At 41.4% G+C, this 24,341-nt stretch carries 22 protein-coding genes; 11 read left to right on the plus strand and 11 right to left on the minus strand.

Annotated elements, in window-relative coordinates; genetic code table 11:
- Window positions 1-73: 73 nt before the first annotated feature.
- On the minus strand, window positions 74-937 hold the full coding sequence (locus AAEY99_RS10990) for a DUF4010 domain-containing protein (RefSeq protein ID WP_351010493.1): 864 nt from the start codon (window positions 935-937) through the stop codon (window positions 74-76).
- Window positions 938-1,434: 497 nt separating this feature from the next.
- Between AAEY99_RS10990 and AAEY99_RS10995 the strand changes: the two genes are divergently transcribed.
- On the plus strand, window positions 1,435-1,689 hold the full coding sequence (locus AAEY99_RS10995; protein ID WP_351010495.1) for a TIGR03643 family protein: 255 nt from the start codon (window positions 1,435-1,437) through the stop codon (window positions 1,687-1,689).
- Between the two features lie 82 nt (window positions 1,690-1,771).
- Here AAEY99_RS10995 and AAEY99_RS11000 read toward each other — a convergent pair whose 3' ends face one another.
- Together AAEY99_RS11000 and AAEY99_RS11005 are read right to left on the minus strand one after the other, a co-directional pair.
- Window positions 1,772-4,255, minus strand: a complete 2,484-nt coding sequence (locus tag AAEY99_RS11000) for an ABC transporter permease (protein WP_351010496.1) — start codon at window positions 4,253-4,255, stop codon at window positions 1,772-1,774.
- The gene (locus AAEY99_RS11005) at window positions 4,255-5,004 is read right to left on the minus strand and encodes an ABC transporter ATP-binding protein (RefSeq protein ID WP_162022734.1); all 750 of its coding nucleotides are present in this window, start codon (window positions 5,002-5,004) and stop codon (window positions 4,255-4,257) included. The genes AAEY99_RS11000 and AAEY99_RS11005 overlap by 1 nt, the downstream gene beginning before the upstream one ends.
- Before the next feature lie 61 nt (window positions 5,005-5,065).
- Here AAEY99_RS11005 and AAEY99_RS11010 point away from each other — a divergent pair, with 61 nt between their 5' ends.
- Both AAEY99_RS11010 and AAEY99_RS11015 read left to right on the plus strand, forming a co-directional pair.
- On the plus strand, window positions 5,066-5,623 hold the full coding sequence (locus AAEY99_RS11010) for an arylesterase (protein WP_351010498.1): 558 nt from the start codon (window positions 5,066-5,068) through the stop codon (window positions 5,621-5,623).
- Window positions 5,624-5,798: 175 nt separating this feature from the next.
- On the plus strand, window positions 5,799-6,866 hold the full coding sequence (locus AAEY99_RS11015) for a DUF3083 family protein (protein WP_101087882.1): 1,068 nt from the start codon (window positions 5,799-5,801) through the stop codon (window positions 6,864-6,866).
- Between the two features lie 87 nt (window positions 6,867-6,953).
- Here the strand turns inward: AAEY99_RS11015 and sohB are convergent, their stop codons facing one another.
- Window positions 6,954-7,964: a protease SohB gene (sohB, locus tag AAEY99_RS11020; RefSeq protein WP_162022732.1), complete on the minus strand. Its 1,011-nt coding sequence runs from the start codon at window positions 7,962-7,964 to the stop codon at window positions 6,954-6,956.
- 122 nt (window positions 7,965-8,086) lie between these two features.
- A complete protein-coding gene (locus AAEY99_RS11025) occupies window positions 8,087-10,576 on the minus strand; it encodes a VolA/Pla-1 family phospholipase (protein ID WP_351010500.1) in 2,490 nt (829 codons plus the stop codon).
- Window positions 10,577-10,835: 259 nt separating this feature from the next.
- Between AAEY99_RS11025 and AAEY99_RS11030 the strand changes: the two genes are divergently transcribed.
- Entirely contained in the window at window positions 10,836-11,573 is a 738-nt protein-coding gene (locus AAEY99_RS11030; protein ID WP_351010502.1) for a YciK family oxidoreductase, read from the plus strand.
- Between the two features lie 131 nt (window positions 11,574-11,704).
- On the opposite strand, the gene AAEY99_RS11035 is transcribed toward AAEY99_RS11030, so the two are convergent.
- The 6 genes from AAEY99_RS11035 to pspA form a co-directional block, all read right to left on the minus strand.
- Window positions 11,705-12,040, minus strand: coding sequence for a ComEA family DNA-binding protein (locus tag AAEY99_RS11035; protein WP_351010504.1), 336 nt, complete (start codon window positions 12,038-12,040; stop codon window positions 11,705-11,707).
- A gap of 139 nt (window positions 12,041-12,179) precedes the next feature.
- Window positions 12,180-13,271, minus strand: coding sequence for a TIGR01620 family protein (locus AAEY99_RS11040; protein WP_351010506.1), 1,092 nt, complete (start codon window positions 13,269-13,271; stop codon window positions 12,180-12,182).
- Window positions 13,272-13,306: 35 nt separating this feature from the next.
- On the minus strand, window positions 13,307-14,749 hold the full coding sequence (locus AAEY99_RS11045) for a YcjX family GTP-binding protein (RefSeq protein ID WP_351010507.1): 1,443 nt from the start codon (window positions 14,747-14,749) through the stop codon (window positions 13,307-13,309).
- A gap of 53 nt (window positions 14,750-14,802) precedes the next feature.
- Window positions 14,803-15,198, minus strand: a complete 396-nt coding sequence (pspC, locus tag AAEY99_RS11050; RefSeq protein ID WP_101087871.1) for an envelope stress response membrane protein PspC — start codon at window positions 15,196-15,198, stop codon at window positions 14,803-14,805.
- On the minus strand, window positions 15,185-15,424 hold the full coding sequence (gene pspB / locus AAEY99_RS11055) for an envelope stress response membrane protein PspB (RefSeq protein WP_086019761.1): 240 nt from the start codon (window positions 15,422-15,424) through the stop codon (window positions 15,185-15,187). Before pspB ends, pspC begins: the two co-directional genes overlap by 14 nt.
- 19 nt (window positions 15,425-15,443) lie before the next feature.
- Entirely contained in the window at window positions 15,444-16,127 is a 684-nt protein-coding gene (pspA, locus tag AAEY99_RS11060; RefSeq protein WP_011638028.1) for a phage shock protein PspA, read from the minus strand.
- Window positions 16,128-16,319: 192 nt separating this feature from the next.
- Here pspA and pspF point away from each other — a divergent pair, with 192 nt between their 5' ends.
- The 7 genes from pspF to fabV all read left to right on the plus strand — a co-directional run bounded on the left by pspF (window position 16,320) and on the right by fabV (window position 24,102).
- Window positions 16,320-17,399 carry a phage shock protein operon transcriptional activator gene (pspF, locus tag AAEY99_RS11065; RefSeq protein WP_101087869.1) on the plus strand — a complete coding sequence of 360 codons (1,080 nt, stop codon included), beginning with the start codon at window positions 16,320-16,322 and terminating at the stop codon, window positions 17,397-17,399.
- A gap of 83 nt (window positions 17,400-17,482) precedes the next feature.
- Window positions 17,483-19,108, plus strand: coding sequence for an ABC transporter substrate-binding protein (locus AAEY99_RS11070; RefSeq protein WP_101087867.1), 1,626 nt, complete (start codon window positions 17,483-17,485; stop codon window positions 19,106-19,108).
- Window positions 19,109-20,140: an ABC transporter permease subunit gene (locus AAEY99_RS11075; RefSeq protein WP_351010509.1), complete on the plus strand. Its 1,032-nt coding sequence runs from the start codon at window positions 19,109-19,111 to the stop codon at window positions 20,138-20,140.
- The gene (locus AAEY99_RS11080) at window positions 20,127-21,017 is read left to right on the plus strand and encodes an ABC transporter permease subunit (protein WP_101087863.1); all 891 of its coding nucleotides are present in this window, start codon (window positions 20,127-20,129) and stop codon (window positions 21,015-21,017) included. The genes AAEY99_RS11075 and AAEY99_RS11080 overlap by 14 nt, the downstream gene beginning before the upstream one ends.
- A 3-nt stretch (window positions 21,018-21,020) precedes the next feature.
- The gene (locus AAEY99_RS11085) at window positions 21,021-22,028 is read left to right on the plus strand and encodes an oligopeptide/dipeptide ABC transporter ATP-binding protein (RefSeq protein WP_101087861.1); all 1,008 of its coding nucleotides are present in this window, start codon (window positions 21,021-21,023) and stop codon (window positions 22,026-22,028) included.
- A complete protein-coding gene (locus tag AAEY99_RS11090) occupies window positions 22,009-22,794 on the plus strand; it encodes a peptide ABC transporter ATP-binding protein (protein WP_011638034.1) in 786 nt (261 codons plus the stop codon). The genes AAEY99_RS11085 and AAEY99_RS11090 overlap by 20 nt, the downstream gene beginning before the upstream one ends.
- A gap of 105 nt (window positions 22,795-22,899) precedes the next feature.
- Window positions 22,900-24,102 carry an enoyl-ACP reductase FabV gene (gene fabV / locus AAEY99_RS11095; protein WP_351010510.1) on the plus strand — a complete coding sequence of 401 codons (1,203 nt, stop codon included), beginning with the start codon at window positions 22,900-22,902 and terminating at the stop codon, window positions 24,100-24,102.
- The last annotated feature ends 239 nt before the right edge of the window (window positions 24,103-24,341 follow it).

Genomic DNA, 24,341 nt, shown 5'->3' on the forward strand with positions numbered 1-24,341 from the left:
CAGTCAATGGTGGGAGGTATTATGCCACAGACGTAAAGTGCAGTTTGTATTATTAGAGAGAATAGCAAACACATTACTCAAGCAAAAAAGAGCAAAAAAACGTAGCACCGACACTTAATGCAAACCCCAAAAACATCATTGCAATAAAAATCCATTTGTGAGAAAAATTGCTTCCTTTAAACATCAAGTACGATTTACTGATGGTGTTACCGAGTAAAATTAACAACAATAAATTTATTAAATCAATATCCTGTGGATTCATAGACCATTCGCTCATCACCGATACAAGAATGGCATGAGCTTCAAAAAATGATACCAGCAACGTACTGATCCCTCGCGATAAACCAAGTTCACTGCCGATAAAATGCATAGCATATACAAGTCCGAGTATAAAAATAGATAGCTTAGCAACATTTTTCCAATTTATCGGGTGATCAATTAATAGCTCAATATCAACTGTTGGTTGCCCTGACTGGTTACTTAAAAAAAGTAAATTGGATTGCATCTGCACATATATTATCGCCGTAATAAAAAACAATAATTGCGTGACAAAGGGGATATAAAAAATAAAGGCTAATTGGTCTGCCAAAAAAAAGATAATAAATAGACATTCCAGTAACATAGAACATAAAGCAAACAACAATGTCAGTAGCAAGTCACGTTCACTTGTTGATGCAAATTTTTTATCATTTAATATTTGTAAAAAAACTGCCGTACTGGAAATAAATCCTCCCAGAAAGCCCTGTAACTGGAATCGACTGCGTTTTGCTAGTAAGTGAAAACTAAAAAAGCTGAATAACTCTAGACAGGCAACTAAAGGCACAATTTTTAATAGAGGAACGTAGGCTGCAACAACAAACAATGCTACAAGCATGGTCATGTCAAACCATATATGTTTGTCTTTAAAATGATATGAGAGTGGTGTTTTATGCTCCATCGACAATATTTGCCTCTACAACTATGTATCCTGTGGACTAAATCATAAATTATTCAGAACTAACACTTTTCATCACAACATTAACCACTACATTTATCGTGGTCGGCACCGAGCACTTTTTAATATAGCTTAATTATACAGCAAGCCAACTTAAAACGATTTAGTGATTAAACAAATGCTTGTCCAATCTCGTAATCGACAGCTAAGGTGGCTTGATAAATTTTATAGCACGACTTGGCAGGGGGAAATAATATTAAATGTACCGCACTCATCATCGGTAATGAGCACTCACCCTGTGGTGCCAGCATTTAACCGTCCGCCAATAGGATGATCAGATAATTGTTCAACATCCACTAATGAAAAAAATATAGGCCAATAAAGCTTGTCTCTATATTTTAACGTATTCATCTGCCTTAAACACAAATCCTTAATACACTAATCTAAACGCTGATAACTAACGTATTAGAGCGCAAACCCAATAAACATTATCAAACTCAATGCTATCACCGCACGATACCTCAAGGATCATTGAAATGGCATGGGAAGACCGCACGCCATTTGAAGCTATTGAACACCTTTATGGCTTAAACGAATCAAATGTGATTAAACTCATGCGCTCATCACTCAAACGCAATAGCTTTAAGTCTTGGCGAGCCCGTGTTAGTGGCCGTAAAACCAAGCACCTTAAATTGCGACCTGAAGGTATTGATAGGGCTTATTGTCCAACCCAATATAAAATGCGTCAAAAGTAATCACATCAGTGATCAACTAAGGTAAAAAGGCAACATAAAAAAGGGAGATGACAATGCATCTCCCTTAATATTTGTAAGTACTTTAGCCCTCTTTTAACATGTCACTGCACGACTTATTGAGTAACTGACGACAACGCCAAACCCCTAAGATTGCCACAATTAACGCGCCTGCGATTGGAGTGATGCCCCACCATGGCCAATGCATGTATACCACTAACTCAAACACTTGGGTTTTTAGCATGTATAAAGCAAACTCAGCCACAATCACCGCTAATAAACCAGCAATTGCACCAAGCAAAGCAAACTCAATTCCAGTAGAAGCACGAAGTAACCAACCGGATGCGCCAAAAGTTCGCAACACTGCGAGTTCTCGTTGTCGAGTAGCCATGCCAGCCTCAGTTTGCGCAATCAACACCAAGGCACTGGCCAACAACACTAATGCCAACACTAGTGATAGTGATAATGACACTTGATCGATTATTTGCCGTAGCTGCTCAACCATCGCCCCAACATCAATAATCGATATCGTTGGAAATTGTTGGATCAGTTGCAATACCACTTGATTGGCGCTCAGCAAGCTACCATCAGCCGCTAATTGCGCATCATTAAGGTGAAAACTGGCCATCGAGGTATAGGCAAATGGCGCCAACGCTTCAGGGGTAAAAATCATGAAAAAGTTAGGTTGTAGGGTTTCCCACTGAACCTGTCTAATACTGGCAACCTTCACCGAAAAGGATTGATTATCGATGCTATAAGTGAGCTTGTCGCCAAGTATAACGCCTAGTCTATCTGCGACACCGGACTCAACCGAAACATCATCCGCAGCTTGATTAAACTTGCCCTCAAGCAGCTTATTATTTGGCGGTAAAGTATCTCGATAGGTTAAGTTTAGTTCGCGAGAAATCCCCACTCGCCCTTCAGCTCCGCTTTCAGCTTGTTTGCCCGAAATCAACTCCTCGTCGTTAACATGAGTGAGTCGGCCACGTACCACAGGATAAATATCAGTAGCGTTAATATGATTTAGGCTTAAAAAGTCATTTAATGGCTTAGCATCCTCAGGGGCTATATTCACTAGAAAGTAGTTAGGTGCATTTTCAGGTAACTGCTTTTGCCATTCATTAAGTAAATCTTGACGCAAGGCCAAGATGGTGAGCAATAATACCAATGCACTGCTAAATCCAACCAATTGCACAGCATTTTGACGAGCACGACGGCGAAGCCCAGCTAATGCTAGTTGGAAAGGATTGGTGGTTTTCATGCCAATGCCATGACCGAAACGGATCATCACAAAGCCCAGCACACTGAGTAAAAAACCTAACAACAGCACCGCAAGTACCACTGTCATCGTCAATGCTAAACTTCTTGAATACAAATACCCCAACAAGGCCATCGCGGCCAAGCTTAATAATAAATGGAGCCACATGCCCAGCTGCAGGCCTTCTAATTGGCGCTGCAATACTCTTAACGGCGGAATGGCTAACAGCCGCATTAACGGATAAGCAGAAAACATAAATGCACTGATTAGCCCCGTGCTTACACCTAATAGAATAGGCCGTAAATACGGTGGAGAATAAGCGGCTATCTCTGGTGGTAAAAATGCCGTAATGCCAATGTCGAGCAATAACCCGCCCAATAAACCCAGTGCAATACCCAATAAGGTCACTAACGACAAATGCAGCCCGAATAACACCCGAATTTGCTTGCCTGAAGCGCCAAAGGTTTTCAGCATGGCCACAACATCATAGTGGCGTTGACAGTAACGCTGCGCTGCAATACCAATCGCGGCGCACGCTAATGCAATACCGAGTAAACTGGCTAGCAGCAAAAAGCGCTCCGCACGTTGCACAGCTGAAGCGATCGGGGAATCTCCCGATTGCACATCTACCCAACGCTGGCTGTTATTGAGCAAAGGTTTAGCTTGCAGTTCAAAGGCCGTTAGCTGCTCTGCATCGCCAGTAAATTGGTATAAATACGTCACCCGACTACCAGGTTGAATAATACCTGTCGCCGCCACATCATCTAAACGTATGAGTAATACTGGTGAGGACGCAAACGGATTAAACCCTGCATCCGGTAAACGACTAATCTCTTCGGTTAGCGATAACTCACTATTGCCCAATTCAATGCTTTTTGGGTAGCCAAGCAAACCACCTAAACGATTTTCAAACCATGCTTGCCCCTTGCTTGGTAATGCTCGAGTGACACCGTTACTCAGTTCTATATCGCCTTTTAACGGATAACCATCACCTACCGCTTTAACGGTCACTAATTGAAATTTATCGCCCGAATACACCATCGAGTTAAATTGCATGTTAGTGACGTGGGCAAGGCCTAGCTCATTGGCAACAGTAAGGACTTGTGCATCAAGTTCAACCGGTGAGTCGATAATACGGTCGGCGGCAATAAAGTTAGAGGCTTCGCCATTAATGGCCACTTGTAAACGCTCACTAACCCGCGCTAGCCCGGTCACGGATAACACCGCTAACGTAATAGCCAACACAATAAGAATTAATTGTCCTTGAGCGAGTTCACGTTTAAACAATCTCCACGCAATTTGCCACTCCATTAATTAACCTCCGCAACAGGTTCCGCGCTCACATGGGCAGCCTTAAGATTATCTGCGTATGGTTCTGACAAATGGCCATTTTCCATCACTAATTGGCGTGCGCAACGTTTTGCTAAATGTAAATCATGCGTCACTAACACCAACGTGGTGTCACTTTCTTGGTTTAACTCAAACAACATATCAGCAATTTTATCACCATTCACACTGTCTAAGTTGCCTGTTGGTTCATCTGCAAACAGCACTTTGGGTTCACAAATAAAAGCTCTGGCAATAGCCACACGTTGCTGTTCACCACCCGATAATTGTTTAGGCAAATGATTTAATCGATGAGATAAACCAACGCGATTGAGCATGGTTTGGGCTTTCTGCTTGGCATCTTTGACCCCTGCAAGCTCTGCGGGTAGCATAACGTTTTCAAGCGCTGTTAAGGTATCAACCAGCATAAATGACTGAAAGATAAAACTGACTTTTTGCTTACGAAGCGCTGCTTTTTGCTCTTCATTTAATCCGGATAATGCCACCCCATCCAACACTATCTCACCAGAGGTAGGTGTATCTAATGCGGCAAGTAAACCCAATAGTGTCGACTTACCTGAACCTGATGGTCCCAAAATGGCGATACTGTCTCCTTGCTTGACTTCTATATTAATGCCGTTGAGGATAGTCAACTCTCCCTCTTGGGTCACGACAGTTTTATTGAGGTTAGTTACAGTAATGGCACTGGTATTTCGATCGATATTATTAGACATACAATCCTTCTTATATTCGTCACTTAAACGCGTGCTTACCAGCGTGTTTATACTGATAGTTATGAGTGTACCAACCTATGCTGCCACGATTTTGATATTAGGTGATAGCTTAAGTGCAGGCTATGGCATGCCAGAAGATCAGGGATGGGTACAATTATTACGTAACCAGTTGCCTCAGCATCAGATAATTAATGGTTCTGTTAGTGGTGAAACAACGGCAGGAGGATTACGTAGACTCCCGAGTTTACTGGCTTCAAGCCAGCCAGACCTGATTGTCATTGAGCTAGGTGGTAATGATGGGTTGAGAGGTTTTCCACCAAATAAACTGAAATCAAATCTTACAAAAATCATTACCCTATCGCAGCAACAAGGCGCCAAGGTGTTATTAACTGAGATTATGGTACCACCGAATTACGGCCCGAGGTATGCCAAATCTTTTACTCAGATTTATCATCAGTTAGCCAAACAATATACTATTAAGTTAATCCCTTTTTTCATGCAAGATATTGCCACCGACAAAACGCTTATGCAGCGCGATGGCATTCATCCGAATGAACAAGCTCAAGACACTATTACGCAGTTAATGTTACCTTGGATCACACAAGTTTTATCCGAGTAAACACTTAAATTTGAACAAGTTTTGTTCGACATGTTAAAAACATTTTAATAAAGTGATCGAAAGTCATTTTAATTTAAGCATCAATGTTTAAAATGGACACTCAGCAAGCGCATTAAATAAGCATAAACATATAACGATAAACTTTAGACAACAACTAAGGCAATAAGGAAATAATATGTCCGTCAGTCGTCAAAAAAAAGTATACTTGCCAACAGCAACACGTAAAAATCAATACATTACCATTGGTTTTCCGTTAACTGATGAATATCTTAATGCATACAGTGATTTAGAAACTTGTTACGATGAATTTAGCAAACTCGTCTATCAACTAGCCGAAAAGCAAGAATTGTACAACGTGCACGTTGTCACTACCGATAAATTGCCTATGGTACGCTTCCACAGTGAAGCTTATTGCTTAACCACAGATGAGCAATTACGTTTTTTCTATAACCCAGCCCACCATGAGGCTAACCGTTTACACAGCGTTGCAGGCTTTAGAGCTAGAAAACTTAGAATTGTATTTTTAGCCACTGGCAATGACCTTCGCAGTAATTCGGCTGAGTTTCACTCTCATGTACAAAAATTTATAGCTGAATTAAAACCATTATTACCCGTTAAAAATGTGCCAATTAAAGTCCGTGACCACCAGCATATTTCTTATGATTTCTTTGCTAAAGCAAAAGGACTAAAAGAAACCTACGGTTATAAATTACGCGCTGTTGATAGTCGCTATCACCGACGTCATTGCGAGCTACCAGAAAATGTCAGCACGCTCAATTATGTCACCATAAACATTCCAGTTGACCGCCGCATCAAAAAGCAGTTACTCGCAAATGATACCACCGACTTTACCAGTGTTTATCAAAAGGTATGTGACAAGTTTATCGAAGCGACTAAAAGCAAACAGCTTAATCGTGTTGCGGTGGTTGCCAACGGCAAAATACCACTTGTACGTAACAGTAAGTATGAGCAATTAACCAGTACTAACGAATTTCAGATGGTTGGGTTTGATCCTCATGCAGAATCACCAGAGCCGATTTGCCACTGGGATGCGAACAAGCTTGTAGACGTTTTCCGATTTGTGATTGTCGCAGGTAAAAGCGATGAAACAGACGAAGGCTATGGTCGTTTTATGAATCAAGTTGAAGAAGCTATACGTGTATTTACCAATGAGTTCGACATTGATAAAGAACACGCCGATGTCATTTTACGTTTCCATCAACACATCAGTTACAAAGCTTAGTCACTCATAAGCTTTACAGTATAAAAAACGACAGCCTAGGCTGTCGTTTTTGTTTTTAATCAATTGCGTTGTAGTGATGTTGCTGTACTACACCGATTGATTACGCTCCGCAAAACGATTCATCATAGTGGTCACTGATAGTGAAACGCCATGAGCAATTTTATCTGCTAGCTTTTTCTTCATTTGATATTGAATTTTAATCACTTGATGGGTGTTAACCAAGTCTAAAATTACATCATCGCTGGTAGAAACCGCATCGATAAGCCCTAAGTCAATTGCTTGCTGGCCATACCAATGTTCGCCAGTGGCAACTTTAGCAATGTCCATATTAGGACGATAACGGCCGACAAACTCTTTAAAAAGCACGTGAGTTTCTTCTAATTCCTGTTGGAACTTAGCTCTGCCTTCATCAGTGTTTTCACCAAAAACGGTTAAAGTACGTTTAAAGTTACCTGCGGTGTGCTGTTCATAATCAATATCATGATTTTTTAACAAGCGATTAAAGTTTGGTATTTGCGCAATCACCCCAATTGAGCCCACTATCGCAAACGGTGCGGCGTAAACCTTATTAGCCACACACGCCATCATATAGCCACCACTTGCAGCCACTTTATCCACGCAAATCGATAATGGGATATTAGCTTGACGCAAACGATCTAACTGACTTGACGCTAGGCCATACCCATGAACCATACCGCCACCACTTTCAACATTGACCAATACTTGGTCATCTTTATCTGCGATGGTTATAATAGCAGTCACTTCTTCGCGTAATGACGCGACTTCATTGGCATCTATACTGCCTTTAAAATCAATAACGAATACTTTGCCTTTGGTTAAGTTTTGTTTCTCAGCCGCTTTTTCGGCTGCTTTTACTTGCTTTTCATAGGCTTTAAATTGTTTTTTAGGCAGTAACTCTTCTTTCAACTGATGCTTTAATTGCATTAGCTCATCTGAAATATCAGTCAGTCTTAGCTCACCTTTATCAGATTTGTTTTTCATGCTTGCTGCCAGCACAAATATTACTACCGCTAAAATAGCGACAACAATGGTTACCGCTTTTGCTAAAAACAGGCCGTATTCATATAAAAATTCCAAAACTCGCTCCATACAGGGATGACAATCTTGCGGTATTTTAACAGTAATAACCGACAAGTAGACAATAAAAAACCCAGCTAATTGCTGGGTTTCTTAAGATATTGCGTACTAAATAGTAAACATTAGTTACAGCTTTGGATCACATCGCTGTTACTCACAACAATCGTAGCTTGTCCTAAACCTGCTGTTTTTGCAAAACCAGCAACTTGAGACTGCATTTCAACAGTCGCAGCAAGAGCCATTCCGTCTGTTACACCATCTACTTCACCTGGGCTAACAATCGAACTGTGATGGCCTTTAGAGAAGCGTACAGCACCAGAACCTGGCGTTGTAGTATCAACACATCCTAGCGCTAGCGAGGTAATTAACGGTTCAGTACCCGATAATGGGAAACCTTCAACGCTGTTAGGTAATGTTTGGTCACCTAAGTTGCCTGCCCCATCGCCAACCACTTCAATTAAATGCACTGGTAAACCAGTAGCCGCTAATTTTTCGCCATGGTTAATTGGGTCCGCAGAATCGACAGCTGTTTGCACTGCAAAAGCAAATGTTGGTATAAACTCAGCATACACTGCTTGAACTAAAGCAGCATACTCGGCACTACCTTCCTCATAACCTGCAGTATTTGCAGCAGTAACGAGAGCGGCAAACGTACTAGACGCGGTGACATTGGCGAATAACTGTGGACCAAATGCAGCAGAACCAGCAAATGCACCAGCTAAACCACCAGCAGGCGCCACTAACGATGTTGCATTAATAGCATAAGCGTTAGGTAAAGCATCACCCGTCATAGGATTAACTAATCCAGTACTAGCATAAGTAGAGAATGTAGTGCCAACAATGCCACCTAAACTCAAACCTTGTGCACTGATTTTAGACACATCAAATACTTGAGGTTGATTTGCCGCAGCGAGTTGTTGCGCCATTCCAGTCAATAATAATCTTAACCCTAATTGGTCTAAGGTTGCTTGACGGAAATTGTCACGCACTGTCAATGTGCTGGCGATGTTAACAAACACTAATGGGTTACCATTGGTGAACGCATTAGGCTTACCGACTACAGGACCAAAAGCTGGGGCTGTTGCAGATATCTCATAAGTGCCGTCTTTGTCTAAATCAAATGAACGAGCACCGTGCAATGGCATATCAATCGCAATAGTGGCAACACCAGCTGCAGCGTATGTACCCGCATAAGCTAGTGCCATTTCTTTACCACCACCTAAACCATGCATTGCGATTGTGGTTGGCCAACCACTTGTTGGAGGCACAAAAGTTCCACCTTGCGCAGCGGTAAATGCGGCAAGCTTAGCCGCATTCGGTAAGGTAATTTGAACTGAAACAGTTTCATAACCTTTGATAGCCGGAATAGGGTTAAACTTGGTTAAATGTTTCGTTTTATCTGCAGCAGTACCGTCATCAAGTTTCCACTGTTTACCTGCAAGCAATGCTGGGTTACTTAATGCAGCTTGAGGGTCAACACCATTAACAGATGCTTGAGCAAAAAAGTTAGCTTGGCTTAATGTACCCGCCTGTAAAGCTAGCAATACCGACACAGGACTGTCACCTTGAGCAAACCAACGGCCATTAGGTGCTGTTGGAGCACCATCGACGATTGGGATCACACAGCCAGCTGATGAACAATCACCGTAGATTGGCAGTTTAATTTTGGCTGTATAAAGATCAGCCATATCGGCGACTACATAGGCTGCACCCGATGCTGGCGTTAACCCAGCAGCCTGAGCAACTGTCAATCCAGTTGGCGTAGGTGCTTGCACAAATGAAGGTGTGTAAGCAGGATTAGAAGCCATCAATAATTTAGTGGTTTCATACACATCAGCGACTGACTGAGTGGTAAATAAACCTGAAAAACTAATCGATTCAGGATCAACACCGTGTGTTTCAGCAACACCTTTTTCATAACTGTTGACCAGATACTGCAGCATTTTTTGTTGTTCTGTTTCAAGCTGCTGTGTTTCAAAATCTAACTTTAACAGACCATAAGTTGTTGACGGAGCAATAGCACGGCCTAGCGAGTCTTGAATAAGATCTGTAGTCACATAGATATAAGACTGACCCGCTTTTAATGGTTTAATCGGTACTATGGCAACTTTATTGCCTGATGCTTTTGATACAAAATCAACACCAAATTGAAGCTCTTCACCTACTTTACAAGCTGAAACTGAAGGTGCTGATTTACACTCAGCATCACTTGATAATGCTCCGCCCACCGTCGCTTCAAACATACGCACCGCACCAGGTTGAAACACAGAAGCTGCATCTAACGTTAATGCATTGCCCTGTAAATCATTAGCAAGTTCGACAGTAATTGAAATTGGTGAACTAGTTGACCATCCATCTAATGCACCTAATGCAATTTGAGGATCAGTATAGTTACCGCTGGCTTCGCCAGGGATAGATAATGTGCCATCAGTGGTTCCACTGAAGAGTAAGTCGTTTGGTAATGGTACTTTGCTATTAGCAGGATCAAACTGCATATGTGAAACAGGCACTAACGGCTCAGCATTATCTACTGCTTCGTTAAAACTGTCACCACCACATGCTGTCAAGCCAAGAGCAGATGTTATTGCAACACCCAAAATGAGTCTTTTCATCTTTTTTCCCCAAATCTTGTTTTAATAATTTTGTTTTCCCCAAGAATTGGTCACAATAGTCCTATCATGCGACCATAAGGACTTATGTTAGTCCTTAACTATTCTCAAGTTAACGTAAAATTATTGAGTTAGCTACAAGTTTGTTACATGCAAATGACCTATTCTCATACAATTATTAATCATTTGTTTCAAACGGTCGTTTATTTTTTATCCGGTACTAGATTTGACGGGCGATTGCGCTAAGAGGAAATAATCAATCATGTTGGAATATCAAGCTGCAAAAGATTTACTCAATAACAAAACAATCTTGGTTACGGGCGCTGGAGACGGTATTGGTCGTGCAGCATCAATCGAATTTGCCAAACACGGCGCAACGGTAATTTTGCTCGGTAAGACCGTTAAAAAACTCGAAAACGTATACGATGAAATTGTTAATGCCGGTTATCCAAAGCCAGCCATTGTACCGTTAGATATGAAAGGCGCGACCGAACAGAATTATATTGATATGGCAGACACCATTGCCGAGCAGTTTGGTCATTTAGATGGTTTATTGCATAACGCATCTCAGTTGGGGGCATTAGGTCCATTTGAGCATATCGATTTAACCTCGCTTGAAACCATTTTAAAGGTCAATGTCACGGCTCAAGCCATCATGACCAAGTCATTATTGCCTATTATGCGTAAAACCGAGCATGCTTCAATTGTGTTTACTTCTAGCGGTGTTGGACGTAAAGGTCGTGCTTATTGGGGACCTTATGCATTTTCTAAATTTGCCACCGAAGGCATGATGCAAGTGTTAGCTGATGAATGTGACAATACCTCTGTAAGGGTTAATAGTATTAACCCAGGCGCGACTCGTACAGAAATGCGTGCAAAAGCTTATCCTGCTGAAGATCCACAAACACTAAAAACAGCTGAACAAATTATGCCGACTTATTTATTCTTAATGGGTAATGAATCTATCGACACCAATGGCCAGGCACTTAATGCACAATAGTTAACCTGCATGAGTTAACCTGCATGAGTTAACCTGCATGAGTTAACCTGCATGAGTTAACCTGGATTTGGGTTCGCTGAAATAAAAAACGGAAGCAATTGCTTCCGTTTTTGTATTAATAAGCGTCTCAGTTAGAAACTCATATTCTCGGAATTCTGGCTGACTAACTTTTCACCAATTCCTGTCACCATGGTTAACTGTTTCAGATCGGTAAATTTGCCGTTTTTGGTTCGATAGTCAACAATCGCTTTTGCTTTGGCTTGCCCAATACCTTTCAGCGCTTGTAATTCTTCAGCGCTGGCTTTATTGATATTGACCTTTTGCATAGCCGTTGACTTTTTCTCCATCGATTTTGTGGCTTGTTTTGTGGGCTCTGCCATTGTCTTTACCGTTTCAGCGGCGTAAGAATGACTACTTAGCAAGCAACATAAACCCATTAATAATGCAGTTAATGACAATGATTTCATTAGATTCTCCTTTCCTTCCTTAGTTTGCTGGTATGCGTCCTTCTCCATTACCAAGCTCGAACGATTCAGAACGCTATACGTTTCCGAATCGGAGGCTAACTGTAGTCAACAAAACTGAATTGTACAAAAAAACACTAATTTATTCGCTATTATCAGCTGACTGAGTTTGTTTCTGTTTATTTTTAGACATCATTGACGAAGTAAACTGCTTTAATTCACCGAGTAAATGTTGATGAACGTGGGATAATTTAGGCTTGTTGTGTTTGTTAAATGCAATCGGCCGGCACAAGCTCATGGCTTGATAACCTAACCTTGCGGTAAGTAAACCACCACCAAGTCCTTGTGCAATCCGAGCAGACACCTTGCCGGTCATTTCTACTGATAATAATTGGGTACCTAAATCGGTAATCACCTCGGTACTGCCAGCATAAATAATATTCGTCACAATACTACGAATCAGTTTTATGCGGCTCCAGTAACCCAGCTCCACGGCATAAATGGCAGCGACTTCATTAATCATTTTTTGATTTCGCCACAAGATAATAGCCATATCCAGCGCAGCTAAAGGGCTTGCGGCTAATAATAATGCCGACTCAGCAGCAAAGCGGTTAACGCGTTTCTTGGCCAGTAAATCGCGCTCGGATAACACGATATCTTCGAATAACAACACGATTTCTGCATCATTATGTTCATGGCTACAGGCTTGTAAATATTGTTGTTTAGCCTGATTATTTGGGTATTTGGCTAATATTGGTGCCAAAAACGTTTTGGATTCGCCCATTTGCATGCTTTGGGATAATCGTTCAGCTGTGCTTTGATGGTCACTGACTTTTTTAAGATTAACTAACTTACGCCATTCTTTAACCGTAACGACTGTGGCCCATAAGCTAACAATGGATAACACAGAAGCATAAAAACCAAATAACCACGGACTTTGTTGAAAAGAGTCAATTAACCCTATCACGGTTTGTACGATAACCAATAACACCAAACCAATTACCGATAGTGTAGCCAATAACGACCAACGCTTAGCCTTTGCAGGTTTAATGCTGTCTTCCATCGCTACTGGCAATTCAGTTAGCGATTGCTCACAAATAAAGTCAACTTCTTCAAATGATTTAGTCGGCTTAATTGCTTGTTCAGCCGATGGGTTCTCATCTGTCACAATAAGATCTGACTCGGTAAATATTTGCGTTTTTTTTATCGACGAATTACGTGTAGGTTCATTCATAACTAATGCTCACATTTATTCTCAAAATAAAACCATTAAGACAATTTATCGCCTAATAGAAACTCCAAGAGATGGTCGAGACGAATGTGTTCGAATTGCGGATTATTATCATGGATATGGCTCAAATTGGGCGGTAGAAAAGCACTAAAGCTAAACCCTTGTTGTTGCCAAAACTCTGCATCTGGTAATGATGTGGGTACATCTCCTGGGTATACGGTGACTTGCTTACCATCAAGCCCAGTGCCTTTTACCACTTCTTGTTGAACACCCTCTATATTAACCATCCCGTGTTGAGTGGCCTTAATCGCACTTATCGCCATGGTTTCAACTTCACTGCCTTCAAAGTTGGCATAATGTTGGCTTTGTTGCAGCATTGCGGTTAACAAACTAAGCACATGGCTTTGCTGATCACGGGTCACTCTGTCTACTTGGCTGGCAGCAAATAACACTTTATCTATCCGCGGTGAAAATAAGCGCCTAATTAAGCTCGACTGGCCAAACTGAAAACTTTCCATGATGCTGTTTAATGCGCGCCCCATATCATTAAACTGTGCCTGACCATGATTAAGTGCATTTAAACAGTCAACCAACACTAGTTGGCGATCAAATCGAGAAAAGTAGTCGCGGTAAAATGGCTTAACAACTTGTGATACGTACTGTTCATAACGGCGCTTAAGGACATGATAATTTGAATCGCTTGGACTTGCTGATAACTCTGAATGCTGAATTGGGCTTAAGGTAAGCAATGGGAAAAATGTCAATAACGGGGTATTTTCGTATTCGCCCGGTAACAACATACGCCCTGGTTGAGCATGATAAAATCCCTGTTGTCGAACCAAGTCGACCAATAAAGTTTGATACAAGTCAGCAATGTACTTAAGTTGCTGCTCATCAGCTAATTGGCTTAACTCTAACGTCTCTACAGCTTGGGTAAATGCGCTAAATAAGGGCGAGTGACGTAAACATGTCACATTAACCTGTTGCGATAAACACCATTGAGTAAAATCTTGTTTAAGCATCGGTAAATCAAGTAACCACTCACCTGGATAATCAACAATATCTACGTACAAGGTTGCGGTATCAGTTAGCTTTGCTAACAAACCTTGCTGAGGCTGATACTTAATCGCTAAACGTAATTCGGTAATGTTTTTGGTTGAAGCAGGCCAATACGGAGGTGACGAACATAATGCATTCATTGCGCCTTGATAATCAAAACTGGCAATGTCTAAATCGGGTTGCATGGCGCGGTTGACAGCAATTAGTCGACCTTCGCGAGCCACTTGCCATAATGGTAAAGGATTGTGCTTGGCACCTTTGCCAGCATGCAATAACTGGTTTACTAAGCCACTAATAAAAGCGGTTTTACCTGCACCAGATAACCCAGTGACGGCTAATCTGACATGACGATCGGTACTGCGGTTAACAATAGACTGAGCCGTTTGGCTGACTTTAAACAAGGAACGATCTAAAAATCTCATGATGGCTGATGGCTCCCCAAAAAACACGGGCGGATAACCGCCCATTAGAAGGATTAAAGACTATTGATTTGGCGTTTAAGATCAAAGTTGTCTGAGGTGACATGTTCTTCGAGTCGTCTTAAACGGAGTTCTAATCCGTTAAATTGACGATTAACATCAAACAATGCTTGCTTTGCAGGTTCACCTGCTTGCCAAATTTTCTTTTTAATTTCAATATCTTTGTGATTTTCTTTGTTGTCTAAGTTTTGTGGTTTGATGTCTAATATCATCCATAAGGCAATATAAACAACAAACACAATCCCTGTTCCACCGAGTAAGAATATCGACACAGCAATGACTCGCACTAGCCATGTTTCAAAGTTAAAGTAATCTGCAATACCTGAACACACCCCAGCCACTTTACCATTTTTTGGGTTGCGGTATAGAGTACGACCATTAGATGGGACCATGTTTTGCTCTCCATTCTGGTGATTCAGTATCTAAAATCGCTTCTAATGTTTCAATGCGACCGCTCATTTTTTCAGCTTTCGCAATGAGACCATTAAGCTGGTTAAATTCTTCCTCGGTGAGCCCCTGGCTCACTTGTCGCTTACTGCGATAATGAAGAACCAACCAGATAGGTGCCACAACAACCATAAAGATGATAATTGGTGCAATAAGAAGATCCATATCCATAACTCACCTCTGAATAAATTTACGCTTTAGATTTAGGTTGTGCTTTCGCACTCATTTTTGCTTTTAATGCTGCTAATTCATCATTGACAGAATCTTCTGCTTCTAATGCTGCAAACTCGTCAGCTAGAACGTTCTTTTTACCTAAATCATATGATTCTACTTGTGCCTCAAGTCCTTCAACTCGGCGCTCGTATTGTTCAAACTTCATCATTGCATCATCGATTTTGCTTGAATCAAGCTGCTTTTTGACTTCTAAACGTGAAGTGGCAGTTTGCTTACGCATAATGATGGTTTTTTGACGAGCACGAGCATCATTCAATTTTTCTTGAAGTTGAGCGATTTCATCTTTTAAACGAGCGACATGCTCTTCAACAACTTGCAGTTCCATCTCAAGTGTTTGCAATAAACCAACCGTTTTTTGCTTTTCACTCAACGCGGCTTTGGCTAAGTCTTCACGATCTTTGGATAACGCTAACTCAGCTTTATTCTGCCAATCTTGAACTTGCTCTTGAACACGAGCAATCCGGCGAAGTAATTCTTTTTTCTCTGCCAATACTTTAGCGGAGGTTGAACGTACTTCAACAAGTGTGTCTTCCATTTCTTGAATGATAAGACGGACCATTTTTTCTGGATCTTCGGCTTTATCAAGTATTGCGCTGATATTTGAATTAACGATATCTGCGAAGCGAGAGAAAATTCCCATAATGTGTTCCTCAAAATTAACGTGGATGTCGCAGTTGGTATTACACATTACGTGCCAACATTTACAAATGCAACAACATCATATACTTAAACAAATATTTAACTTTTGCTTTCTTTTAACACTCAAGCCATTTATTATGATTTTCACCAATTATTAGTCTAATTCACTAACAATTTTGCGAGTAAGCTAACTGTGAGCAAACAATTCCAGCAAGACAATCTCATCGGCCAATCTAATGCACTGCTTGAAGTATTAGAACATGTGTCTAAAGTCGCGCCATTATCTAAGCCGGTGCTCATTATTGGTGAACGCGGTACGGGTAAAGAATTAATTGCCGAACGACTACATTACTTATCCCCTCGTTGGGATCAAAGCTTTATTAAACTCAATTGTTCTTCATTAAGTGAAAACTTACTCGAAAGTGAACTCTTTGGCCATGAATCTGGTGCATTTACGGGTGCGAAAGGACGACACGAAGGCCGTTTTGAACGCGCCGATGGCGGAACACTGTTTTTAGATGAATTAGCCAACACTTCTGGATTAATCCAAGAAAAGTTGTTACGTGTCATCGAATATGGTGAATTTGAACGAGTCGGTGGCAGTAAAACGGTTCAATCTGATGTGCGACTGATTTGTGCCGCCAATGAAGATTTACCTACCTTGGCTGACAATGGTGAATTCCGAGCGGACTTACTCGATCGTTTAGCCTTTGATGTGATCACCTTGCCACCATTAAGACATAGAACCGAAGACATTATGCCATTGGCCGAACATTTTGCGATTAGCATGGCAAGGCAACTATCACTGGAATATTTTAGTGGTTTTAGTCCGTTGGCGGTAGAACAATTAATGATGCACAGCTGGCCAGGAAATATCCGGGAATTAAAGAATGTCGTCGAGCGAAGTGTTTACCGTGAAGGCGCTGATGGCCAAGAGATTGATCATATTATTTTAGATCCTTTTGCATCTCCCTATCGTCCTGTAAATCGTGTCAAAACCCGCGAACGTCAATTAAATCAAATAGAACATGCACCAACACCAGTGACGGAATCGGCTGAGTTAAATATTAAAACGGAAACATCTGTGGTGCTTAATAGCATCGAATTCCCGATAGATTTTAAAGAATACACCGAAAACAGCGAAATAGAACTATTGCAACGAGCATTAGCTGAAGGCCAATATAATCAGAAAAAAACCGCCGATTTATTGGGCTTAAGCTACCATCAGCTTCGAGGTATTTTGAAAAAGTACAATTTACTCGACAAGAGCTGAATCAAGCTTGGATATGCTCATTGCCCCAATGCAATGAACACTGTTAAAATACCCACTCAAAGTCGATAAAAAATGATCACACTATGCCTGTTATAGTAAAACGCTGGTATCAGCAGATGTCTTTATGTCTCTCCAGCATCATGCTGGCTGCATGCGGACAAGTGCAATTGCCTTCTGGCCTTGTGTATTGCAGTGAAGGTAACCCTGAAAGCTTTAACCCTCAGCTTGTTACATCAGGCACCACTATTGATGCAACTTCACATCAAATTTACAGTAGACTCGTCAATTACAGCCAAGAAAAAGCCGAAATCACACCTGGTTTGGCGACATCATGGCAGGTGTCCGATGATGGTTTAAATTATCTATTTACTTTACGTCAACATGTGAGTTTTCATAAGACCCGCCATTTTACTCCTGCAAGAGACTTTAATGCAGATGATGTGTTGTTTTCGTTTAATCGGATTATTGATCCACTGCATCCCTATCACTTAGTCAGTAGAACCGGTTATCCATTTTTTCAAAGCATTGGTTTTGCTGATTTAATTGGCTACATTGAAAAAGTAAACGACTACCAGGTTATGTTTCATTTAACTCGGAAAGACGCTTCTTTTTTATCTAATCTCGCCACTGACTTTGCCGTAGTGTTGTCGGCAGAATATGGTTATCAACTGTTAGCGCAAGGCACACCTGAAGATATCGATTATTACGCGGTAGGCACAGGACCTTTTCAGCTTAGCCAGTATGTGAAAAATGAATATATTCGCTACAAAAAGAATCCAGTTTATTGGGGCCCTAAGGTCGAGCTTGATCAATTAGTGTTTGATATCACCCCCAGAAGCACCGCACGTATTGCTAAATTAATTACCGGAGACTGCAGCGTTTCAGCATTACCTAAAGCTGGTGAACTGGCAGTGCTTGACCAACATAAAGATATTATTATCGATGCAAAACCTGGATTGAACGTCGCATTTTGGGCATTTAACACTCAAAAACCGCCATTAGATGATGTTCGTGTAAGACGCGCACTTGCGCATGCTATCGATAAAAATAATATTCTAGACGTGGTATATAACGATACCGCTGTCGAAGCGACAGGCGTTTTACCTCCGGCATCTTGGGCTTACAGCAAAAACTTATCTCCAAATGAATATAACCCTGAAAAAGCCAAAGTATTACTGCACCAAGCAGGTGTATCTAACTTATCCATTAATGTGTGGGCCATGCCAGTGGCGCGAATTTATAATCCGAGTGCATTGAAAACAGCGGAGCTCATTCAGGCCGATTTAGCCCGTATTGGCGTAAAACTGAATATCATTAGCTATGATTGGAGTGTATTCACTCAGAAGTTAGCCAGTTCCAATTATGATTCAGTGCTTATTGGTTGGAATGCGGATAATAGCGATCCTGATAACTTTTTCACTCCACTATTAAGCTGCGCCGCATTAGCTTCTAATAATAATCGCTCTCGTTGGTGCAACAAAGACTTTGAACATCTGTTAACCCAAGCTCAGAGCGTATCGACTCAACCTGAACGTAAAGCATTTTATCAATCCGCAGAAGCCATTATTAGCGATCAAGTTCCGCTAGTAACAATCGCACATGCCAAAAAAGTGGTGTTGAAAAAGAGCAATATTACCGCCATGCAAATTAGGCCTTATGGCGGTATTTCCTTCGCCAAAACAACTCAAGCAATAGAGGGAACTGAATAAATGTGGCGTTATCTTTTTAGTCGCATAACCCTGTTTATGGCCACGTCGCTAGTCATGGTGGCCGTACTCTTTATGGCATCAGGACAGTTTCCTGTCAGTAAAGCGTATTCTCTGTCTGGGGTTCAATATCCCACGCTTGAACAACAACAGCAAATAGAGCAAGACTATCAACTACATGATAACCAATTACTGCAGTTTACCGCATACTTGCGCCAGCGCTTATCGGGTAACTTTGGTATTTCCAGTAACTCACAGCAAGAGGTATTGGAGGAGCTTGAAGCAGTACTACCTGCGTCTTTTGAATTATCATTATTTTCTGGTTTTATTGCCGTGTTTTTTGGCGTGCCTATTGGCGTGCTAGCCGCATTAGGTAATAACAAAGCACTGCAACGCAGTATTTTAGCCATCACCTTAACAGGCTATTCTATTCCGGTATTTTGGCTCGGCTTGACCTTATCTATGTGGTTTGGGGTGAATCTCGGCTGGCTGCCTATTTCAGGCCAAATCAATTTACTTTATGAAATTGAACCTGTGACAGGTTTTATGCTGGTCGACACTTTATTATCCGATTCTAGTTATCGCATTCCGGCGTTTCATGATGCTTTATTACACTTGATTTTACCGGCGGTCACTTTAGCGGTACTTCCTTTTACCTTGGTAGTGAGGATCACCCGGCAAGCCATTTTAAATGTGATGAATCAAACCTATATCCGCGCCGCTGAAGCTCGCGGTTTACACACGGCTAAAATTCTACTCCGTCATGTTTTGCCCAATGCCTTAATTCCGGTAATAAAAAGTATTGGTTTAATGCTGGGATCATTTGCCAGCTATGGCATTGTGGTTGAAGTGATATTTTCGTGGCCAGGGGTTGGCAGTTGGTTAGTGTCGGGCATTTACCAGCGTGACTATACTGTTATTCAAGCGGGTATCTTATCTGTTTCATTATTAATTATTTTCTTAAGCATTTTGATTGATTTACTGCATACCGCAATCAATCCTATGAGCAGAAAGGAATTGTATGCCTCGAATTAAAATATACCAAGAAGACCATATAGCCTCGCCTATGTGGCGAATGTGGCAAACATTTTCTGCTAACCCATTTGCGGTGATCGGTCTATGGGCAGTGATTTTTTTATTAATATTAACTATTTTCGCCCCGTTTATAGCGCCTTATTCAGCAGAGATGCAAGACCAACAAGTATTACTTTTACCGCCATCATGGGATCCAGCTGGTACTGTAGAACACTTCCTTGGAACCGACGATCTAGGACGAGATATTTTTAGTCGAATCTTACACGGCGTACAATTAACCTTTGGCATGTCATTATTAATTGTTACTGCATCGCTGATATTTGGTTTTATTATTGGTTCTCTTTCAGGAATGATGCACGGCATAAAGTCGAGTGTGTTAAGCCACTTGCTAGATGCATTACTGTCTATCCCATCGTTATTAATGGCTATTCTAGTGGTTGCTGTCATGGGACCTGGGCTTAATAATGTGTTTTGGGGCGTTGGGATTGCGATGGTTCCACAATTTGTGCGTGCTATCCATCTAGCGGTTCATGAAGAGCTTCAAAAAGAGTATGTTACCGCAGCCAAATTAGACGGTGCCAACTCGTTACAAGTTTTTTGGTATGTCATCATGCCCAATGTATGGGATGTGGTGATTATTCAGGTCACTATGGCAATATCTGCCGCAATACTCGATATTGCCGCTCTCGGTTTTTTAAACCTTGGTGCACAAGCACCGAGTCCAGAATGGGGTGCAATGGTCGCACAAGGGCTTGATAATTTACTGCTTGCGCCTTGGACCGTTACTATCCCAGGTGTCGCGATTTTGTTTACTGTATTATCGGTCAACTTAGTCGGCGATGGTTTACGTTCTGCGCTTGCACCGATAAGAAATTAACCTATGCCTTTACTCGATATTCGTAATCTCACCATTGAATTAGATACACCTGAGGGCACTGTGAAAGTGCTCGAAAAAGTCAGTTTGACTATTAATCCAGGTGAAATCCATGGACTTGTTGGCGAATCTGGCTCTGGGCGCAGTTTATTGGCCAAAGCAATTCTAGGCGTACTAGGTCCTAATTGGCATATTATTGCTGACCGTATGATGTGGGATGGAAAAAACTTATTAGAAATGAGTTCGAAGCAACGACGCTGCCTGATGGGCAGTGAAATGGCGATGATTTTCCAAGACCCTTCTGGCAGTTTAGATCCGGTAAAAACCATTGGCAGTCAATTGATTGAAGCTATGGTACCCAACAAAAATATTCCTTTTTGGCGACGTGGAAAGGCGACCTATTTAAACGCGCAGAAATGGCTCCACAAAGTCGGTATAAAAAAACCAAAACAACTGATGAAGTGCTATCCATGGGAATTGTCTGAGGGCGAATGCCAAAAAGTGATGATTGCGATGGCTGTGGCGAATCATCCTAAATTGCTGATTGCCGATGAGCCAACCAACTCAATGGAGCTCAACACCCAAGCGCAAATTTTCAGACTATTGTCGCAACTCAATCAACTGCAAAACGTGTCTATTTTATTGGTTAGCCATGAGTTAGAAACCATGGTGCACTGGTGTGATAACTTAACGATTTTGTACAGTGGTCAAGTTATGGAATCAGGCCCTGTTAGCGAAATGGTAGCAATGCCTTATCATCCTTACACACGGGCATTATTAAAAAATCTACCTGACCATACTGAAAAAATGCGTCATAAAGCTAACTTACCCACACTGCAAGGCTCTTCGCCGTCGATGCAGCATTTACCTGCCGGTTGTCGGCTTGGTCCACGTTGCCCAGAAGCCCAACGCCAATGTGTAAAACAGCCTAATCTTGAACATATTAAAGACCGCTATTTTGCCTGCCATTTCCCTTATAAAAGTGAGCAAGAAGATGACGATGCCATTGCTTAAAGTAACCGACTTAAGTAAACAATACTTAACCGGTTATAAGCATTTTAAACCTCAATATTATCAGGCTCTCTCTCCGGTTTCATTTGAACTCGGTCGTGGTGAAACCTTGGCTATTGTGGGGTCGGTTGGTTCGGGTAAAAGTACCCTCGCCCGAATTCTAGTGGGTGCTGAACAACGCAGTGGCGGCGACATATTTTTTGAAGGTGAAGCTTTAGAAACACGTAATTTAAAACAACGGTGTCGGTTGATCCGGATGATTTTCCAAGATCCGACAACCTCGCTTAATCCACGTTTATCGATTGGTAACTTACTTAAAGAACCGTTACGGTTTAATACCCAATTAAGTTCAACTGAACGAAAAACATTGGTGATTGAAACCTTAAGAAAAGTCGGCTTATTACCTGAACACGCAGAGTTTTATCCACACATGATTTCCGAAGGCCAAAAACAGCGTGTCGCGGTTGCACGTGCCTTAATGCTTAACCCTAAAATTATTATTGCAGATGAAGCACTAACGGCTTTAGATTTATCGGTCCGGTCTCAGATTATTAATTTGCTATTAAAGCTGCAAAAAGAGATGGGATTATCGTATATTTTTGTATCACATAATCTGAATATTATTCGTCATGTTAGCGATAAAATTATGGTGTTGCAAAATGGTCATATGGTCGAGAAATCTACTACTGAGGCCTTATTTACTTCACCACAACATGAATACACCCAACGACTCATTCAAGAACAAAGTCAATTTATGCAAAAGCGCTAAACTGCTCCAACCACTGTGGTTTTGAGGGCGTTTTAGAAAAAATCAGTGCCAATTGGCCGTCGAACTATTTATCCTAGAGCCAATGTTAAAGGAAGAAGCTTAAATATGATTATTAAACCTAAAATTCGTGGCTTTATTTGTACCACTACTCATCCAGTAGGTTGTGAAGCCAACGTTAAAGAACAAATCGAACTCATTAAGGCCAAAGGCAAAATTGCTAATGGGCCTAAAAAAGTATTAGTGGTCGGTTCTTCAAGTGGCTATGGCCTTTCGTCTCGTATCACCTCAGCATTTGGTAGCGACGCTGCCACTATTGGTGTGTTTTTCGAAAAACCAAGCTCTGAAACCAAACCCGGTACAGCAGGTTGGTACAACACTGCGGCATTTGATAAGTTTGCTAAAGCAGAAGGCTTGTATTCAAAAAGCATTAATTGCGATGCATTCAGCCATCAAGCAAAGCAACAAGTCATTGAGCTTATCAAGCAAGATTTAGGTCAAATCGACATGGTGGTTTACTCACTGGCTTCTCCAGTACGTAAAATGCCTGACACCGGTGAAGTTATCCGTTCATCACTTAAGCCAATTGGCCAAACGTATACTGCCACGGCTGTTGATACCAATAAAAATACCATTATCGACACTTCTGTAGAGCCAGCGACTGAGCAAGAAATTGCTGATACCGTCACGGTAATGGGCGGCCAAGATTGGGAATTATGGATGAGTGCGCTAAGCGACGCTGGCGTATTAGCTGACAATTGCAAAACGGTTGCTTATAGTTACATTGGTACCGAATTGACTTGGCCTATTTATTGGCATGGCGCTTTAGGCAAAGCCAAAATGGATTTAGATCGTGCAGCTCATGCCCTTGATAGCAAATTATCAGCTACTGGTGGCTCAGCTAACGTTGCAGTGTTAAAAAGTGTCGTGACTCAAGCGAGCTCAGCAATTCCAGTAATGCCACTTTACATCGCCATGGTATTTAAGAAAATGCGCCAAGAAGGCTTACATGAAGACTGTATTGAACAAATATACCGTTTATTCAGTGAACGCCTATACCGTGTTGATGGCCAAGCACCAGCTGTTGATGGCGAAAATCGCTTACGCCTTGATGACTGGGAACTTCGCGAAGAAATCCAGCAGCATTGTCGTGATTTATGGCCGTTAGTGACCACAGAAAATTTAAGCGAACTCACTGACTATGATGAATACAAACAAGAGTTTTTAAAGCTGTTCGGTTTTGGTATTGATGGTATCGATTACGAAGCAGACGTGAATCCTAGTGTAACGTTTGATGTTATTGAGCTATAAGCCTAATTTCAACAAGTGTTAACGTAAAACCATAATGCACTGCATTATGGTTTTTTTATGAGCGATACATTGTGAAGATTCATATTTATAACAGTAAAGTCTGTCAAAATGCGGCGAGATTAGCTAATTAACATACCGTTATTGCTAAGCCGTACTAAAACAACCGTCTTATTATCTGAAATCGGGCCTGAAGTATTTCGAATTGAATTCAGCGACATCATTTTATCATACAAATAAAT

Origin of the sequence: Shewanella sp. S1-58-MNA-CIBAN-0166 (genome assembly GCF_040310085.1) — a bacterium.
Lineage (GTDB): Bacteria > Pseudomonadota > Gammaproteobacteria > Enterobacterales > Shewanellaceae > Shewanella.

What these genes read in the sequence shown, in the direction of transcription:
- pspC (WP_101087871.1), bottom strand. Translation starts at nt 15,198, where the DNA reads ATGGTCCCATCTAATGGTCGTACTCTATACCGCAACCCAAAAAATGGT.
- AAEY99_RS10990 (WP_351010493.1), bottom strand. Translation starts at nt 937, where the DNA reads ATGGAGCATAAAACACCACTCTCATATCATTTTAAAGACAAACATATA.
- AAEY99_RS10995 (WP_351010495.1), top strand. Translation starts at nt 1,435, where the DNA reads ATGCTATCACCGCACGATACCTCAAGGATCATTGAAATGGCATGGGAA.
- AAEY99_RS11070 (WP_101087867.1), top strand. Translation starts at nt 17,483, where the DNA reads ATGCCTGTTATAGTAAAACGCTGGTATCAGCAGATGTCTTTATGTCTC.
- AAEY99_RS11005 (WP_162022734.1), bottom strand. Translation starts at nt 5,004, where the DNA reads ATGTCTAATAATATCGATCGAAATACCAGTGCCATTACTGTAACTAAC.
- AAEY99_RS11045 (WP_351010507.1), bottom strand. Translation starts at nt 14,749, where the DNA reads ATGAGATTTTTAGATCGTTCCTTGTTTAAAGTCAGCCAAACGGCTCAG.
- fabV (WP_351010510.1), top strand. Translation starts at nt 22,900, where the DNA reads ATGATTATTAAACCTAAAATTCGTGGCTTTATTTGTACCACTACTCAT.
- AAEY99_RS11025 (WP_351010500.1), bottom strand. Translation starts at nt 10,576, where the DNA reads ATGAAAAGACTCATTTTGGGTGTTGCAATAACATCTGCTCTTGGCTTG.
- AAEY99_RS11075 (WP_351010509.1), top strand. Translation starts at nt 19,109, where the DNA reads ATGTGGCGTTATCTTTTTAGTCGCATAACCCTGTTTATGGCCACGTCG.
- pspA (WP_011638028.1), bottom strand. Translation starts at nt 16,127, where the DNA reads ATGGGAATTTTCTCTCGCTTCGCAGATATCGTTAATTCAAATATCAGC.
- AAEY99_RS11080 (WP_101087863.1), top strand. Translation starts at nt 20,127, where the DNA reads ATGCCTCGAATTAAAATATACCAAGAAGACCATATAGCCTCGCCTATG.
- AAEY99_RS11035 (WP_351010504.1), bottom strand. Translation starts at nt 12,040, where the DNA reads ATGAAATCATTGTCATTAACTGCATTATTAATGGGTTTATGTTGCTTG.
- AAEY99_RS11030 (WP_351010502.1), top strand. Translation starts at nt 10,836, where the DNA reads ATGTTGGAATATCAAGCTGCAAAAGATTTACTCAATAACAAAACAATC.
- AAEY99_RS11010 (WP_351010498.1), top strand. Translation starts at nt 5,066, where the DNA reads ATGAGTGTACCAACCTATGCTGCCACGATTTTGATATTAGGTGATAGC.
- pspB (WP_086019761.1), bottom strand. Translation starts at nt 15,424, where the DNA reads ATGGATATGGATCTTCTTATTGCACCAATTATCATCTTTATGGTTGTT.
- AAEY99_RS11000 (WP_351010496.1), bottom strand. Translation starts at nt 4,255, where the DNA reads ATGGAGTGGCAAATTGCGTGGAGATTGTTTAAACGTGAACTCGCTCAA.
- AAEY99_RS11085 (WP_101087861.1), top strand. Translation starts at nt 21,021, where the DNA reads ATGCCTTTACTCGATATTCGTAATCTCACCATTGAATTAGATACACCT.
- AAEY99_RS11040 (WP_351010506.1), bottom strand. Translation starts at nt 13,271, where the DNA reads ATGAATGAACCTACACGTAATTCGTCGATAAAAAAAACGCAAATATTT.
- AAEY99_RS11090 (WP_011638034.1), top strand. Translation starts at nt 22,009, where the DNA reads ATGACGATGCCATTGCTTAAAGTAACCGACTTAAGTAAACAATACTTA.
- AAEY99_RS11015 (WP_101087882.1), top strand. Translation starts at nt 5,799, where the DNA reads ATGTCCGTCAGTCGTCAAAAAAAAGTATACTTGCCAACAGCAACACGT.